10 protein-coding genes are annotated in these 13,087 nt (G+C 67.6%); 1 reads left to right on the forward strand and 9 read right to left on the reverse strand.

Annotation, left to right across the window (positions count from 1 at the left end):
- Window positions 1-175: 175 nt before the first annotated feature.
- A complete protein-coding gene (locus tag HMPREF1023_RS14545; protein WP_009307202.1) occupies window positions 176-2,239 on the forward strand; it encodes an LTA synthase family protein in 2,064 nt (687 codons plus the stop codon).
- 4 nt (window positions 2,240-2,243) lie between these two features.
- Here the strand turns inward: HMPREF1023_RS14545 and ribF are convergent, their stop codons facing one another.
- The 9 genes from ribF to HMPREF1023_RS14590 form a co-directional block, all read right to left on the reverse strand.
- Window positions 2,244-3,167, reverse strand: a complete 924-nt coding sequence (gene ribF, locus HMPREF1023_RS14550; RefSeq protein WP_009307203.1) for a riboflavin biosynthesis protein RibF — start codon at window positions 3,165-3,167, stop codon at window positions 2,244-2,246.
- Window positions 3,151-4,173, reverse strand: coding sequence for a tRNA pseudouridine(55) synthase TruB (truB, locus tag HMPREF1023_RS14555; protein WP_009307204.1), 1,023 nt, complete (start codon window positions 4,171-4,173; stop codon window positions 3,151-3,153). The genes ribF and truB overlap by 17 nt, the downstream gene beginning before the upstream one ends.
- Window positions 4,161-5,177, reverse strand: a complete 1,017-nt coding sequence (locus HMPREF1023_RS14560; RefSeq protein WP_009307205.1) for a bifunctional oligoribonuclease/PAP phosphatase NrnA — start codon at window positions 5,175-5,177, stop codon at window positions 4,161-4,163. Before HMPREF1023_RS14560 ends, truB begins: the two co-directional genes overlap by 13 nt.
- Before the next feature lie 9 nt (window positions 5,178-5,186).
- The gene (gene rbfA / locus HMPREF1023_RS14565) at window positions 5,187-5,624 is read right to left on the reverse strand and encodes a 30S ribosome-binding factor RbfA (RefSeq protein ID WP_009307206.1); all 438 of its coding nucleotides are present in this window, start codon (window positions 5,622-5,624) and stop codon (window positions 5,187-5,189) included.
- Between the two features lie 355 nt (window positions 5,625-5,979).
- Complete coding sequence (infB, locus tag HMPREF1023_RS14570; protein WP_009307207.1) at window positions 5,980-8,742, reverse strand: translation initiation factor IF-2; 2,763 nt, start codon at window positions 8,740-8,742, stop codon at window positions 5,980-5,982.
- A gap of 11 nt (window positions 8,743-8,753) precedes the next feature.
- Window positions 8,754-9,041 (reverse strand): RNase P modulator RnpM, encoded by a 288-nt coding sequence (gene rnpM / locus HMPREF1023_RS14575; RefSeq protein ID WP_009307208.1) that lies wholly within the window; start codon window positions 9,039-9,041, stop codon window positions 8,754-8,756.
- 30 nt (window positions 9,042-9,071) lie between these two features.
- Window positions 9,072-10,289 carry a transcription termination factor NusA gene (nusA, locus tag HMPREF1023_RS14580; RefSeq protein ID WP_009307209.1) on the reverse strand — a complete coding sequence of 406 codons (1,218 nt, stop codon included), beginning with the start codon at window positions 10,287-10,289 and terminating at the stop codon, window positions 9,072-9,074.
- A gap of 17 nt (window positions 10,290-10,306) precedes the next feature.
- Window positions 10,307-10,786 carry a ribosome maturation factor RimP gene (gene rimP, locus HMPREF1023_RS14585; RefSeq protein WP_009307210.1) on the reverse strand — a complete coding sequence of 160 codons (480 nt, stop codon included), beginning with the start codon at window positions 10,784-10,786 and terminating at the stop codon, window positions 10,307-10,309.
- Window positions 10,787-11,135: 349 nt separating this feature from the next.
- Window positions 11,136-12,980, reverse strand: coding sequence for a GHKL domain-containing protein (locus HMPREF1023_RS14590; protein ID WP_009307211.1), 1,845 nt, complete (start codon window positions 12,978-12,980; stop codon window positions 11,136-11,138).
- Window positions 12,981-13,087: the final 107 nt, after the last annotated feature.

Here is a 13,087-nt window from a genome sequence, read left to right on the forward strand (position 1 = left end):
AGATAATGTGAAGTCGAAATCACGGTTTTTTGTCAGTTGGGTCGAATCGCCCGGTCAGCGCCAAGAACTTTTACAACCGTCGGCGGATCGGAATGCGCGATCGAGCCCAAACCGCTATCATGCACTTCTTACCCTTGTTTACGAACACGTTACGATTGCATATATAGGAGTATCTATGACCGTACGTCGGCGCCTCGAAACGGCGCTCGCATCGGCCGCTGCGCTTCTTTCCAACCTGCGCGCTCGCCTGTCCCCCGCGCCCTGCGACCTCGTCGGTGCGGTTCTGTGCGCCTTAGCGGCGCTGTTCCTGATTCTGTACGCCGCCAGCGGCTTCTCCGACGCGCCCTGGTTCGCCGTGGCGGGCGCTGCGGCCGTGCTGCTGGGCTGCGGTTGCGCGCTGCTGCTGCGCGGCCGGCGCTCCCAGCGGACCTTGGAGCGCTGGCGCCTTGCCCGCCCCATCGTGCTGCTGCTAGCGGTTCCCATAGGACTCTACCTTCTGGAACGTCCCTGGAACGATCAGCTGCTCGCCATGGATCCCTTCTACGCCGCGGTGAACCTGTGCGTTCTGGGCGCGCTGTTCGCCATCGTGTACGCGGCCGGGCAGCGCACCCGCGGCGCCGTCGTCGCGTTTCTGGCCGCCTGCCTCCTCGCGGGCGTGGCGAACCACTTCGTCATCCTGTTCAAGGGCCAGCCCATCGTGCCCGCCGACGTGTTCGCGCTGTCGACGGCGGCCTCGGTGGGCGCGGGCTACACGTTCGCGCTCGACACGCGCCTGCTGGAGGCCGTCTCCGTGTTCGCGATCGCCTCGACGGCCATCGCCTTCCTGCCGAAGGTAACGGCCACTCCGCGTCGCGCGGTGGCGAACGGCGCGTGCGCTTTAGCGCTGGCAAGCTGCTTCGGCTGGTGGATAGGAACGTACGACATCGAGGAAGCCTACGCCTGCACGGTGGATGTGTGGGGCGTGAAGGAGTCGTACGCCGAGCAGGGATCGGCGTTGTGCTTCCTCAAACGCGTGCAGGATCTGAGCCCTGCACGCCCCGAAGGATACGATGCCGATGCCGTTTCGGATCTGCTGCGCTCGCTCTCAGACGATAGCGCGAGCATGCCGGACGGCGCCGAAGCCCCTACCGTCATCGCGATCATGAACGAGACGTTCTCCGACCTCTCGCGCTACCCGGGCTTGGCCGGCACCGACGCGCGTCCCGCCCACTACTACGATATCGCGGCCGAGGCGCTCGAAGCGGGCGACGCATACGCGTCGGCGCTCGGCGGGGGCACGTGCAACAGCGAGTTCGAGTTCCTCACGGGATCGAGCATGGGGCACCTCGGCGGCGGCGTGTACCCCTACGTGCTGTACGACCTTGACGGAACGGAGAGCCTCGTGTCGTACTTCTCGTCGCTCGGATACGCCACCCATGCCGTGCACCCCGCCGAGAGTACGAACTGGCGTCGCGACCGCGTGTACGAGCAGCTGGGCTTCGACGAGTTCGCCGACCAGCGGGCGTTCGCGGACGCCGACACGCTGCGCGGGCTCACCACCGACCGCGCCACCTACGACTACGTGCTCGACCTGCTGGAAGCCGACGAAGGCCCGCAGTTCGTGTTCGACGTGACGCTGCAGAACCACGGCGGCTACGACGTAGGAGGCCTGTCCGACGAGCTTGCGGTGAGCGTGCCCTTAGGCGACGGCAGCAGGTCGTCGGAGCTGGACGAGTACGCCAGCGTCATACGCCAGGCGGATCGCGACCTCGCCTACCTCGTGGATCGGCTGAACGCTCTCGATCGCCCCGTGGTGCTATGCTTTTTCGGCGACCACCAGCCGGGCTTCAGCGATTGGCTGTTCGAGGCGACTCACGACGGAGCTGCAGCAGACGACCTGGGGCTCGAGGCCGTGCAGGAGCGCTACACGGTGCCGTACCTCATCTGGGCGAACGACGCAGCCCGCGCGCAAGGCGCACACGAGCCTCAGGGCGTCGCGCACGAGCGCACGAGCCTTAACTACCTGGGGTCGAGGCTCGTCGAGGCCGCAGGCTTGCCCACGACGAGCTATCAGCGCTTCCTGCTGGCCATGCGCGAAGCCGTCCCCGCCATCAATCTGAACGGATTCCTCACGGCCGACGGCATTTGGCACGGATTCGGCAACGAGGAGGCGGCAGGCGTGCTCGACGCGCTGCAAGCGTACGCAACCGTCCAGTACGACAACCTCTTCAACAAGGATTCGGCCTGGGCGGTCAAGTAAAGGGCTACAGGTTCTCGCGCACCCAGGCTATGTTGCCCTTCACGGTGGCTATCAACTCGTCCAGATCGTCGAACTTTCTCATAGGGCGCAGCCAATGGAGAAATTCCACCTTGACGGGCTTGCCGTAGAGATCGCCCGAGAAGTCCAGCAGATGCACCTCGCAGGTGGCGGTGGCGCGGTCGGCGAACGTGGCGGCCACGCCCACGTTCACGGCGGCTTTGTAGCGCACGCCGTCGACGTGCGCATAGGCGGCGTACACGCCGTCGCCCAGCGGCCGCATCTGATCGGGCACGACGAGGTTCGCGGTACGGAAGCCCATATCGGCTCCTTCCCCGCGACCCGGCTCCACGACGCCGGTCATGAAGTACGGGCGTCCCAGCAGACGGTTCGCCTCTTCAACGTCCCCGCCGGCCAACAGCAGGCGGATGCGCGTGGCCGTGATGGGCGCGCCGTCGTCGCTCTTCAGGTCGTGCGCCTGCACGCTGGTGCCGCCCACGGCCGCCCACGAGTCGAGGTCGCGCACCGTACCCGCCGCCCGCGCGCCGAACTTGAAGTCGTAGCCCACGTGCAGGAAAGACGGAACGGTGCCGTCAAAGGTCTGCACGAGGAACTCCTCGGGAGACGAGGCGGCGAAATCGCGGGTGAACGGCAGCACCGCGACGACGTCGATGCCGCTGTCCGCGAGCATGCGCACGCGCTCCTCGTTCGTCATGAGCTTCTTGAGCCGCGTTGGATGGAACACCTCGTCCGGATCGATGTCGAACGTCAGCGCCACGCTGGCGCCGCCGGTTTCGGCCGCGGTGGAGCGGGCGCAGTCCAGCAGGTAGCGATGCCCCCGGTGCACGCCGTCGAACACGCCGAACGCGCACGACGTGCCCTTGAAGAACCCGTGGTCAAACGATGCGTCGACCTTATATATCTCTGCCACGAGACACCCCCGTTTGAAACACGCAGCGCGTCTCGAACCGAGCGCGCCCCTCGTCGTACGCGTACAGCGCGACGAGCTTGTTGTCGGTCAGCACGGCCACGAGCTCGCCGTCGCGCGGCGGCTCGCAGCTTTCGCGCACGCCCGCGGTGCAGGCGCACATCTCGATGGCGGACGTCGTCCTCCTGCGCTCGAACAGCGGAAGCTCCGCAGCCGGAAGCTGCGCCCCGTTCGCCACCTTCTTCGCCAGATCGCCCTGCGCATAGGAGAACCGCACGCCCAGCAGGCGCACCGGATCGAGCGCGGCGCGGTCCTTGAGGTCGGCCAAGGTCTCCAGGCTCACGCACTCTTCAAGCGTGAGCAGCCCCAGCTCCGTGCGCTCGAGCGCGGCCACGTGCGCCGGGCATCCCAGCGCCACGCCCGCGTCGCGTGCGAGCGAGCGGATGTAGGTTCCCTTCGACACCTCGAACGACACGTCCCACGAGGGAAGCTCTTCCCCGTCCCCTTCGTGCACGCCCAGCAACCGCGCATCGTACACCTCGATGTCGCGCGGCGCAAGGTCGATGATGTTGCCGGCGCGCGCGGCCTCGTAGGACTTCTTCCCGTTCACCTTGATGGCCGAGTACGCCGGCGGCATCTGCTTGCGTCTGCCCACGAGGCTCGCCACGAATGCGGCAGCGAACTCCGGATCCAGCACGCGGTCGGGCACCTCGCCCGTGCGCACCACCGTTCCGGCGGCATCGTCGGTGTCGGTGCCCGCACCAAACGCGATGGACACGCGATAGCGCTTGTCGTGCCCGGTCAGGTACGCGCCCAGACGCGTCGCCGGACCCACGCAGATGGGAAGCACGCCGGTAGCCATCGGATCGAGCGTGCCCGTGTGCCCGACGCGACGTTCTCCGAAGATGGAGCGACAGCGGTTCACCACGTCATGGGAGCTCACGCCGGCAGGCTTGTTCACCCCGACGACCAGCGACAGCCCCGATAGCCCCCGTTTCACGCGCGGCACGCCCCCTCCTCATCCGAGGCGAACGTCGCGGCAAGCGCCTCGTCGACCAAGCGACGAGCCTCGTCGAGGGTGCAGGAAAGCGTGAACCCAGCCGCCGCCACATGCCCTCCCCCGCCGAACGAGCGCGCGACGGCCGCCACGTCGGTGTCGTCCTTGGCGCGCAGGCTGCCGCGCACCACGTCGCCCTGCTCGCGCAGCATGCAGGCCACGCGCACGCCCGCCACCGAGCGCAGCGCGTCGATGATGGGCTCGGCGTCCGCCTTGACTGCGCCCGTTGCCTCGAAGTCGTCACAGGAAAGCCAGCTCAACGCATAGGCTCCGCCCGCGCCGAACGTCATGCGCTCGACAGCTATGCCCTCGAGCCGCACGGACGGCAGCGTCCGGTTCTGGAAGATGGCGCGCGACACCGACGCCGGGTCGGCGCCCGCCTCCACCATCTCGGATGCGGCGCGCATGGCAGCCGCATCGGTGTTCTGGTACTGGAAGCGCCCCGTGTCGGTGACGAGGCCCGTGTAGCAGCACTGCGCCACGTCGCCGGCGCGTTCCGCGCCCAACAGGCCCGCGAGCTCCCACACGAGCATCGTGGTGGAGGCGGCGTCGGGATCGACGTATACGAGGTCGGTCATAGTGGAGTCCACCGCATGGTGGTCGACCGTAACCGTCAGATCGCAGCCCTCGAGCAGCGCGGCGGCCGCCTCTCCAATGCGTTCGCGAGTGGGGACGTCCACCGCGACGAACGTGCGGGCGATGCCGTCGAACGAAGCCGCCGGAACCAGCTCGGCCGCGCCCGGCAGGAAGCCAAGACGCTCGTCGATGGGCTCGTCTTTCGCGAGCAAGCAGGTCACACGCTTGCCGAGACCCTTGAGCGCCGCCGCCAAACCGAGCTGGGAGCCCAGGCAGTCGCCGTCAGGGCTCACATGCCCGCAGATGATGAAGTCGTCGCGCGACCTCAGCGCTTCGGCTATAGCGCCGAGGTCGGTGTTCGTCTGGGGCGTGACCGCCATGGAGCCTCCCTATTCGCCTTCGGATGCCTGCTGAGCCTGCGCCTCGCGGTCGGCCATGATATCGGCGTCGGCCGGCACGTCGCTGTCGGTAGGAGCCGCCACCTTGTTGCGCGCCGCGTCGCGCTCGAGGGCCGAAGCGATTCGCTCCGCCTCGTCCACGCTCTTGTCCAGCAAAAAGCGCAGCTCCGGCGCGATGCGCCACGACAGCTTCCGCGCCATGAGCGAGCGGATACGGCCGGACGCCTTCTGGAACGCCGCCGCCACGTCCTCGTAGCGATCGGGCTCAGTGGTGTAGAACACGTTGCACACGCTGCGGTCGTAGCTGACCTCGCATCCGGTGATGGTGACCAACTCCAGACGGGGATCGGATATCTCGAACAGCAGGATTCCCGCGATAACCTCGCGCGCCTGCTCGTTGACCTTGCGGTTCGATGAACTCTGCTTCATGATGCGTCTCCTTACCGTTGAGATGCCGTGTTTCTCGCTGGCGCCGCACGGGATCCTTCGACTCCGCGCCCTCGGCGCTCCATCCAGGATGACAACCGCCTTCTATCTAACCGAGTGACCTCGGCATCTTCAGCCGTCAGTCCTTCGCCTAGGATACCGCGAGGACGCGCGCCTGAAAAAGGACGGCCCCGCACGGTAACCACAAGGTTGCCGTAGCGGGGCGTCCGGCGGTGCCCACCAAGCGAGTTTCCCCTACGGGGACTTGCTTCGCTTCGCTCAGCGGCGCCGCACACAAGCGAGGACTGTCTGAGCGACTGGGCATTACCCCGCGACGCCGCGGCGCAGGTTCATCTTCTTACTCCGTGCGCTCGACTTCCTTCACGGTGTAGCCTTCGATGTGGTCGCCGATCTTCAGGTCCTGGAACTTCTCGATGCCGATGCCGCACTCGTAGCCCTGCTTCACGGACTTCACGTCGTCCTTGAAGCGGCGCAGCGACTCCATGACGCCCTCGAAGATGATGGTGCCGTCGCGGACGATGCGCACCTTGTCGTCGCGATGGATCTCGCCTTCCACGATGTAGCAGCCGGCGATCGTGCCCACCTTCGGCACCTTGAACGTCTCGCGCACCTCGGCGATGCCGGTGTCCTCCTCCACGATGTCGGGGGACAGCAGGCCCACGCGAGCCGCGTTGATCTCCTCGATGGCCTGGTAGATGATCCTGTACAGACGGATGTCCACCTTCTCCTTCTCGGCCTGCTGCTTCGACTTGCCCGTGGGGCGCACGTTGAAGCCGATGATGATGGCGTCGGAGGCCGATGCCAGCGTGACGTCGGTCTCGGTGATGCCGCCCACGGCCGAGTGCACGATGTTGATGCGCACCTCGGACTGGTCCATCTTCTCGAACGCGTCGCGCAGCGCTTCGATGGAGCCCTGCACGTCGGCCTTCACGATGAGGTTCAGGTCGGTCTGCTTGCCCTCCTCGATGCGGTTGAACAGGTCGTCCAGGCTCATGTGGCTCTTGGATTCCTGCTCGGCCAGGCGGGCGCGCAGCGCGCGTTCCTCGGCCAGCTTGCGGGCGTCGCGCTCGTCCTCGAACACGCGGAACTCGTCGCCGGCGGTGGGCACGCTGTTCAGGCCCAAGATCTCCACCGGATCGGCGGGACCGGCCGAATCGACGTGCTTGCCATGCGGATCCACCAGCGCGCGGACACGGCCGTACGAGGTGCCGGCCACCACGACGTCGCCCGGGTGCAGCGTGCCGCGCTGCACGAGCACGGTGGCCACGGGACCGCGGCCCTTGTCGAGGTTCGCCTCGATGACGAAGCCGGAGGCCTCGGCGTCGGGGTTGGCCTTGAGCTCCAGCACGTCGGCCTGGAGGATGATCGTCTCCAGCACGTCGTCGATGTGCAGGCGCTGCTTGGCCGACACCTCCACGAACATGTTGGTGCCGCCCCACTCCTCGGGAATGACGCCGTACTCCACCAGCTCCTGACGCACGCGGTCGGGATTCGCGCCCGGCTTGTCGATCTTGTTGACGGCCACCACGATGGGCACCTCGGCCGCCTTCGCGTGGTTGATGGCCTCGATGGTCTGCGGCATGACGCCGTCGTCGGCGGCCACCACCAGCACGATAACGTCGGTGACCTGGGCGCCGCGGGCGCGCATGGCCGTGAACGCCTCGTGGCCCGGCGTGTCGATGAACGTGATCTGCTTGCCGTCGATCTCCACCACCGACGCGCCGATATGCTGGGTGATGCCGCCGGCCTCGCTGGCCACGACGCCCGTGTCGCGGATGGCGTCCAGAAGCGACGTCTTGCCGTGGTCGACGTGGCCCATGACGGTGACCACGGGCGGGCGGGGCTTGAGGTCCTCGTCCTTGTCGTGGTACACCACCGCATACTCCTCCTCCGGAGACACGACGCGCACCTTGCGGCCCATGTCGTCGGCGATGAGCTCGACCAGCTCGTCGCTCATGGACTGCGTCAGGGTGAGCACCTGACCCAGCATGAACAGGCGCTTGATGATGTCGTTGGGCTGCACGCCCAGGATCTCGGCGAATTTCGCCACCGTGGCTCCCTGGGGGATCTCCACGACGGAATCGTCGAGCACCAGCGTGGGATCGAGGCCCTTCTCGATGGCCTCCAGCTCCATGCGCTCGCGGTTCTCGGCCTCGCGCTTCTCCTTGCGCTTCTTACGGCGGCCTTCGCCCTCATGCGTGGACGCGGCGGCGACGGCGGCACGAGCCTCTGCCAGCACCTTGTCGCGCTGCAGCTTCTCGGCCTGCACGGCCATCTGCGCGTAGCGGTCCTCGGGCTGGGCTGCCTGCTGCTCGAGCTCGGGCACGATCTGCTCGACGTGCCCGCCCCGCTTGCCCTTCTTGGCCGGACGCTCGGGCTTGGAGCCCTTGCGCGCGGCGTCGCGGGCGGCGGGAGCAGCCTGCTTCTGCGCCTCGATACGCTGCTTCTCGGCCTCGATCTGCGACAGCAGCGAGTCGAACGCAGGCTTCTTGGCGCCCAGCACCGGCGCGGGCCTCTTCGGCGCCGACGCGCTCGAAGCGCTCTTGGAGCCCTTCGCGTTGCGGTTGCGCAGCGCCTCTTCCACCGCCTGCTTCTTGGCCACCTCTGCAGCCATCTTGGCCTGGCGGGCGCGGGCGCGGGCCTCGGCGGCCTCGCGGGCCACGCGTTCCTTCTCGCTCTCGATCTGGCTCGCCAGGCTCTCGAACGGCGAGGAAACGGGCGCCTTCTTCGGGCCGCCTTCTCCGTCGGCGCCCTGCGCGCGCCCGTCGTCGGACGAGCCTTCGGCTCGCTGGGCGCGCTCGGCCTCGCGGGCGGCGCGCTCCTGCTCCACCGCTTCGCGACGGGCGCGCTCCTCCTCGGCCTTTTTGCGCTCGGCCTCGGCGCGCTCTTCGGCCAGCTTCCTGGCCTCCTCGTCCTCCAACTGCCCGGCGCGCTGCTTGATCTCGGGCTCCAGGTTCTTGCGGATCTTGTCGACGTAGGCGTCCGCGAGCATGCTCGCATGGCTCTTCGCGGGGATCTTCATCTGCTGCAGCTTGTCGAGCAGCTCTTTGCTCGACATATCGAATTCCTTCGCCAACTCATGTACTCGCATGCTGGCCATATACCACTCCTCTACTTCTGTCTCGCTTCGCGCGCAGCCGAAGCGACGTCGGCGGCGATCCTGTCGTACTCATCGCTGCCGAGCGTCGCCTTGAGCGCCCGGTCGAGCTTTTTCTTCTTGCATGCGGCGGCGAAGCACTCCTCGGAGCAGACGTACGCCCCCCTGCCCGGCGCACGGCCGGTCTTGTCGAACGACACGGCGCCGGACGGGTCGCGCACGATGCGCATGAGCTCGGCCTTGCCGGCCAGCTTCCCGCATGCGATGCAGCTGCGCTGGCGCACCGTCCTCGTCGTCGTCATTCCTGGCCGCCCTCTCTCGCTACCCTTGCCTTATGCTTCGTCGAGGTCGGCGTGCACGCCGCAATAGCGGCTGCCCGGACGGGCATGGTTGCGGCAGCGCACCCCGTCCTCGCCCACGTAGGCGCACAGACCGGCTTCGTCGTCCGCGGCCTCGTCCTCGTCGATCAGCATGTTGTCCATCGGAGCCAGCGACTCGCCCGTGAAGCTGGCGCTCTTGATATCGATATGCCAGCCGGTCAGGCGCGCAGCCAGACGGGCGTTCTGGCCCTCCTTGCCGATGGCCAGCGACAGCTGGTCGTCGGGCACCACGACGGTGGCGTAGTGGTTGTCCTCGTCGATGACGACGCGGGTCACCTTCGCAGGCGACAGCGCGTTGGCCACGTACACCGCCGGATCCTCCGCCCACTGGATCACGTCGACGCGCTCGTTGCGCAGCTCTTCCACCACCATGCGAACGCGGCTGCCCTTCGGGCCGACGCAGGCGCCCACGGGATCGAGGTTCGCCTCGCGCGACGCCACGGCGATCTTGGAGCGGGCGCCGGGCTCGCGGGCGATGGACTTGATCTCCACCATGCCGTCGTAGATCTCCGGCACCTCGATCTCGAACAGGCGGCGGATGAGGTCCGGATGCGTGCGCGACACCACGATGGCCGGGCGCGCCTGCTCGCCGCGCATCTTCGGCGCGTCGGAGTTCGGGTCGCGCACTTCGATGATGAGCACCTTGAGGCGCTGGTTGTGGCGGTAGTGCTCGTTGCTCGGACGCTCGTTGCGCTCGTTGGGGTTGCGCTTCACGTCGTAATGGGGCAGCTCGGCCTCCACGCCGTCGCGAATCTTGATGATGGTGAAGTCCGGCGTGCCCTGCAGCACCGTGCCCGTCACGAGGTCGCCCACGCGGTCCGAGAACTCTTCGTAGATGGACTGACGGCCGGCTTCGCGCACGATGGACGCGATGACGCCCTTGGCGTTCTGCGCGGCGATGCGGCTGACATCGTCGGGGGTGACGTCGCGCTCCTCGAACTCGCTGTACTCGCCGGTCTCCTCGTCGGGCTCGCCCACCGGCACCAGCTCGTACACGTAGATGTGGCCCGTCTGGCGGTCGATGGTCACGCGGGCGTCCCACTCGAGATCGAGGATGTGCTGGTAGCTCTTGGCGAGCGATGCCTCGAGGCGTTCGATGAGGTAGAACTCGTCGATCTTGCGCTCATGCGCCAGCGCCTGCAACGCCTCAATCAGTTCTGAACTTGCCACGTCTTCGCTTCCTTTCCTCAGATGCTCGTCTGCGAGCCGAAATCGATCGTGCCCTTCAGATGGGCGCGTTTGATGGTGTCCATAGGGATGCGCGCCTCGGCGCCGTCCACGTCGAGCACGACCACGTCGCCCTCCACCGATGCGATGGCGCCGGTCCAGCTGCCGCGACCGTCCACGGGCTGCGTCTTGAGCACCGCCGTATCGCCGACGAACCGCGCGAAGTGCTCCGCGGTGCGCAGCGGCCGGTCGATGCCGGGCGACGACACTTCCAGCGTGTACGCCCCGGGGAACGGGTCGAGCTCGTCCATGAGGTCGTTGATCCACGCCTGCGCGGAGGACAGCTCGTCGAAGCTCACGCCGTCGGGCGTGTCTATGCACACGCGAATCGTCGGGGCCTTCTTCGCGCCCGCGACCTCCACCGTGACGATCTCGACGCCCTCCTGCTCCGCCCGGGGAGCTAACGCGTCGAGCAGCTGCTGTTCCTTCTTGCTGAGCACGCGCCTCCTCCTTCCCGTTTGGTTTCGCTTCGCCGCCCCATGCTCTCACGCCGCGGAGCGGCGAGCCCTTACAAACAAAGAAAGCGGGAACAAGCCCACTTTCTCGTGTGTCGAAAGTATGGTGCGCGAAAACGCGCTTGCTTCTTTGTCGTGCCGTGTATTTATACCATATCGGCAACGCTTTGCCTAGGCCGCTCACCAGGCAGCGCGCAAGTTCACCACATTTTCCGCGCCTCGGCGGGCGCCCCTTGCGCGACGGGAGCCGAAACCTTGCGAGCACATGCGCATCATCGGCCGAAAGACACGGAAATCGGCTGGAAAACGTGTTTTTCGGCCGATGATGCGTCGCTCAGCCGTCCAAGCGAATGACGATGCGCACGACGGCGACTCCGCCCTCGACGTCGGCGTAGAGCGCGCCGCCGTGGCGTTCGACGATCTGGCGCATGGCGGGCAGGCCCAGACCGTGGCGGGACGCGTCGGCCTTGGACGTGCGCGAGAACGACGCGCCGGGGACGGCCGCGTTCTCGCATCGCACGGCCAACCGTCCGTCCTGCGCGCGCATGGAAAGCGAGACGAAAGGCCGGCCGGCGCCCTCGGCTCGCACGCGCTCGCACGCCTCGACGGCGTTCGACAACAGGTTCGACAGCAGCACGGACAGCTCGGTGTCGCGCAGGGGAAGCTCCGCGGGCACGCGCGCCTCGCAGCGCACCTCGATCCCCGCCGCCTGGGCCGGAGCCAAATACGCTGCCATGACCGCGTTCGCCACCAAGTTGTCGGCGTAGCGCAGAGGGGCTTCGGCCTCCTGCTGGCCGGACAGCTCGACCAGATACGCTCTACAGCGCTCCTGCTCCCCCGCGTCGATCAGGCGGCTCAGCGCGGCCGCATGATGACGCAGGTCGTGGCGCGCCGCCCTCGTAGCCTCTTCGCCCGACCGCAGATGGCGCAGCCCCGCCTCGGCCGCACGCACCTGCACCTCCAGATCGCGCACCTGCTCGGCGGCGAGGCGCAGGCGGCGCACCCGCTCCACCAGCATCCAGGCGAACACGCCCACGAGCAGCAGCCCCGCGTACTCGCTCTGCCACAGGCCGTACATAGGCTCGTACGCGTTGTTGTCGAGAAGGTTCGCCACGAGCGCGGCGCCCAGCACCGCGCAGCCGCACAGCACGAAGCGCGCCTCGTCGGTGCGATCGCGCAGCCCGACGGCGGCGCATACGGCGAACAGCGCCCAGCAACCGACGCGCACGGCGGTCTGGTACAGGCCGTACGCCTCGATGCCGCCCGGCAGCGCCGGGATGGACAGCGCCCAGGCCAGCGTGACGACCGGCAGCGCCCACAGCGCGCGGGCCGTCCGGCGAACGAGGGGGCGGGCATCGCGCGTCCACGCCAAACCCGCGGCTCGGGCGGCTACCGACACGGCTGAGACGAGCACGCACGTCCAGGCCGCGTCCTCTACGGCATACCACCAGGCTCCTGCTGCGCCCAGATGCCAGACCAGGCCATGCGCGCCCGCCACGGCGAAGGCGGCGCACAGCACGCCGAAGTCGCGCGCAAGCGCATCGCCGTCGCGCTTGCGGCGCACCGCGAACGCGAACAGCGCCGCGGCCAGCGGCCCCAGCACCAGCACGCAGGCGGACAGCGCGTTCGCGAACGAGACGTTCGCCATCTGCTGCGCGGTGCCCAGCACGGGCGGGTAGACCAGCCCGCTGTAGTAGTGCTCGTCGTTGCGCACCTCAAGGCGCAGACGCGTGTCGCGGTCCGCCACGATGCCGACCTGCGCCCCGTCTCCGCCGGCCGCAGCAACGACCCCGTTTACGTACAACGTGAAATCACCGTACACCTCGGGAACCAGCAGCACGAGGGCGCGTTCTCGTTGCGCGCCGACATAGCTAAGCGTCAGCTCGTACACGGCGGAGCCGAAAGCCGACGTGCCGCCGGGAGCATAGGAGAAGTTGGAGTACTGGCCGATGAAGGTTTCGGTCCGCGGCGCCCCGTCCACGGAGAGCATCCAACCGTCCACGAGCGGGACGGGACGGTCGAGATCGTCGTCGGACACCTCGATGACGCCGTCCGCACCGTAGGGCGGCCCGAACAGGTATTTGTTATCATAGTGGTACGCGGCAGCGAACAAGCATCCTGCCAGCAGGAACACGGCCGCGGCGCAGACCGCGAAGCGATACGGGAGACGATGCGGCATGAACCGCCTTTCCAAGGGACGAGGAGCCTGCATGGAGCATGGTAGCAGAAAACCCGTCGTGCGCGCGCTCGCGTGCGCGACCGCGATCGCGCTGGCGCTGTCGCCGA

Origin of the sequence: Eggerthella sp. 1_3_56FAA (assembly GCF_000185625.1) — a bacterium.
Lineage (GTDB): Bacteria > Actinomycetota > Coriobacteriia > Coriobacteriales > Eggerthellaceae > Eggerthella > Eggerthella lenta.

Bases quoted from the DNA above. Each gene is read 5' to 3' on its own strand.
- HMPREF1023_RS14545 (WP_009307202.1), top strand. From the start codon at position 176: ATGACCGTACGTCGGCGCCTCGAAACGGCGCTCGCATCGGCCGCTGCG.
- HMPREF1023_RS14560 (WP_009307205.1), bottom strand. From the start codon at position 5,177: ATGGCGGTCACGCCCCAGACGAACACCGACCTCGGCGCTATAGCCGAA.
- rbfA (WP_009307206.1), bottom strand. From the start codon at position 5,624: ATGAAGCAGAGTTCATCGAACCGCAAGGTCAACGAGCAGGCGCGCGAG.
- infB (WP_009307207.1), bottom strand. From the start codon at position 8,742: ATGGCCAGCATGCGAGTACATGAGTTGGCGAAGGAATTCGATATGTCG.
- rnpM (WP_009307208.1), bottom strand. From the start codon at position 9,041: ATGACGACGACGAGGACGGTGCGCCAGCGCAGCTGCATCGCATGCGGG.
- HMPREF1023_RS14590 (WP_009307211.1), bottom strand. From the start codon at position 12,980: ATGCCGCATCGTCTCCCGTATCGCTTCGCGGTCTGCGCCGCGGCCGTG.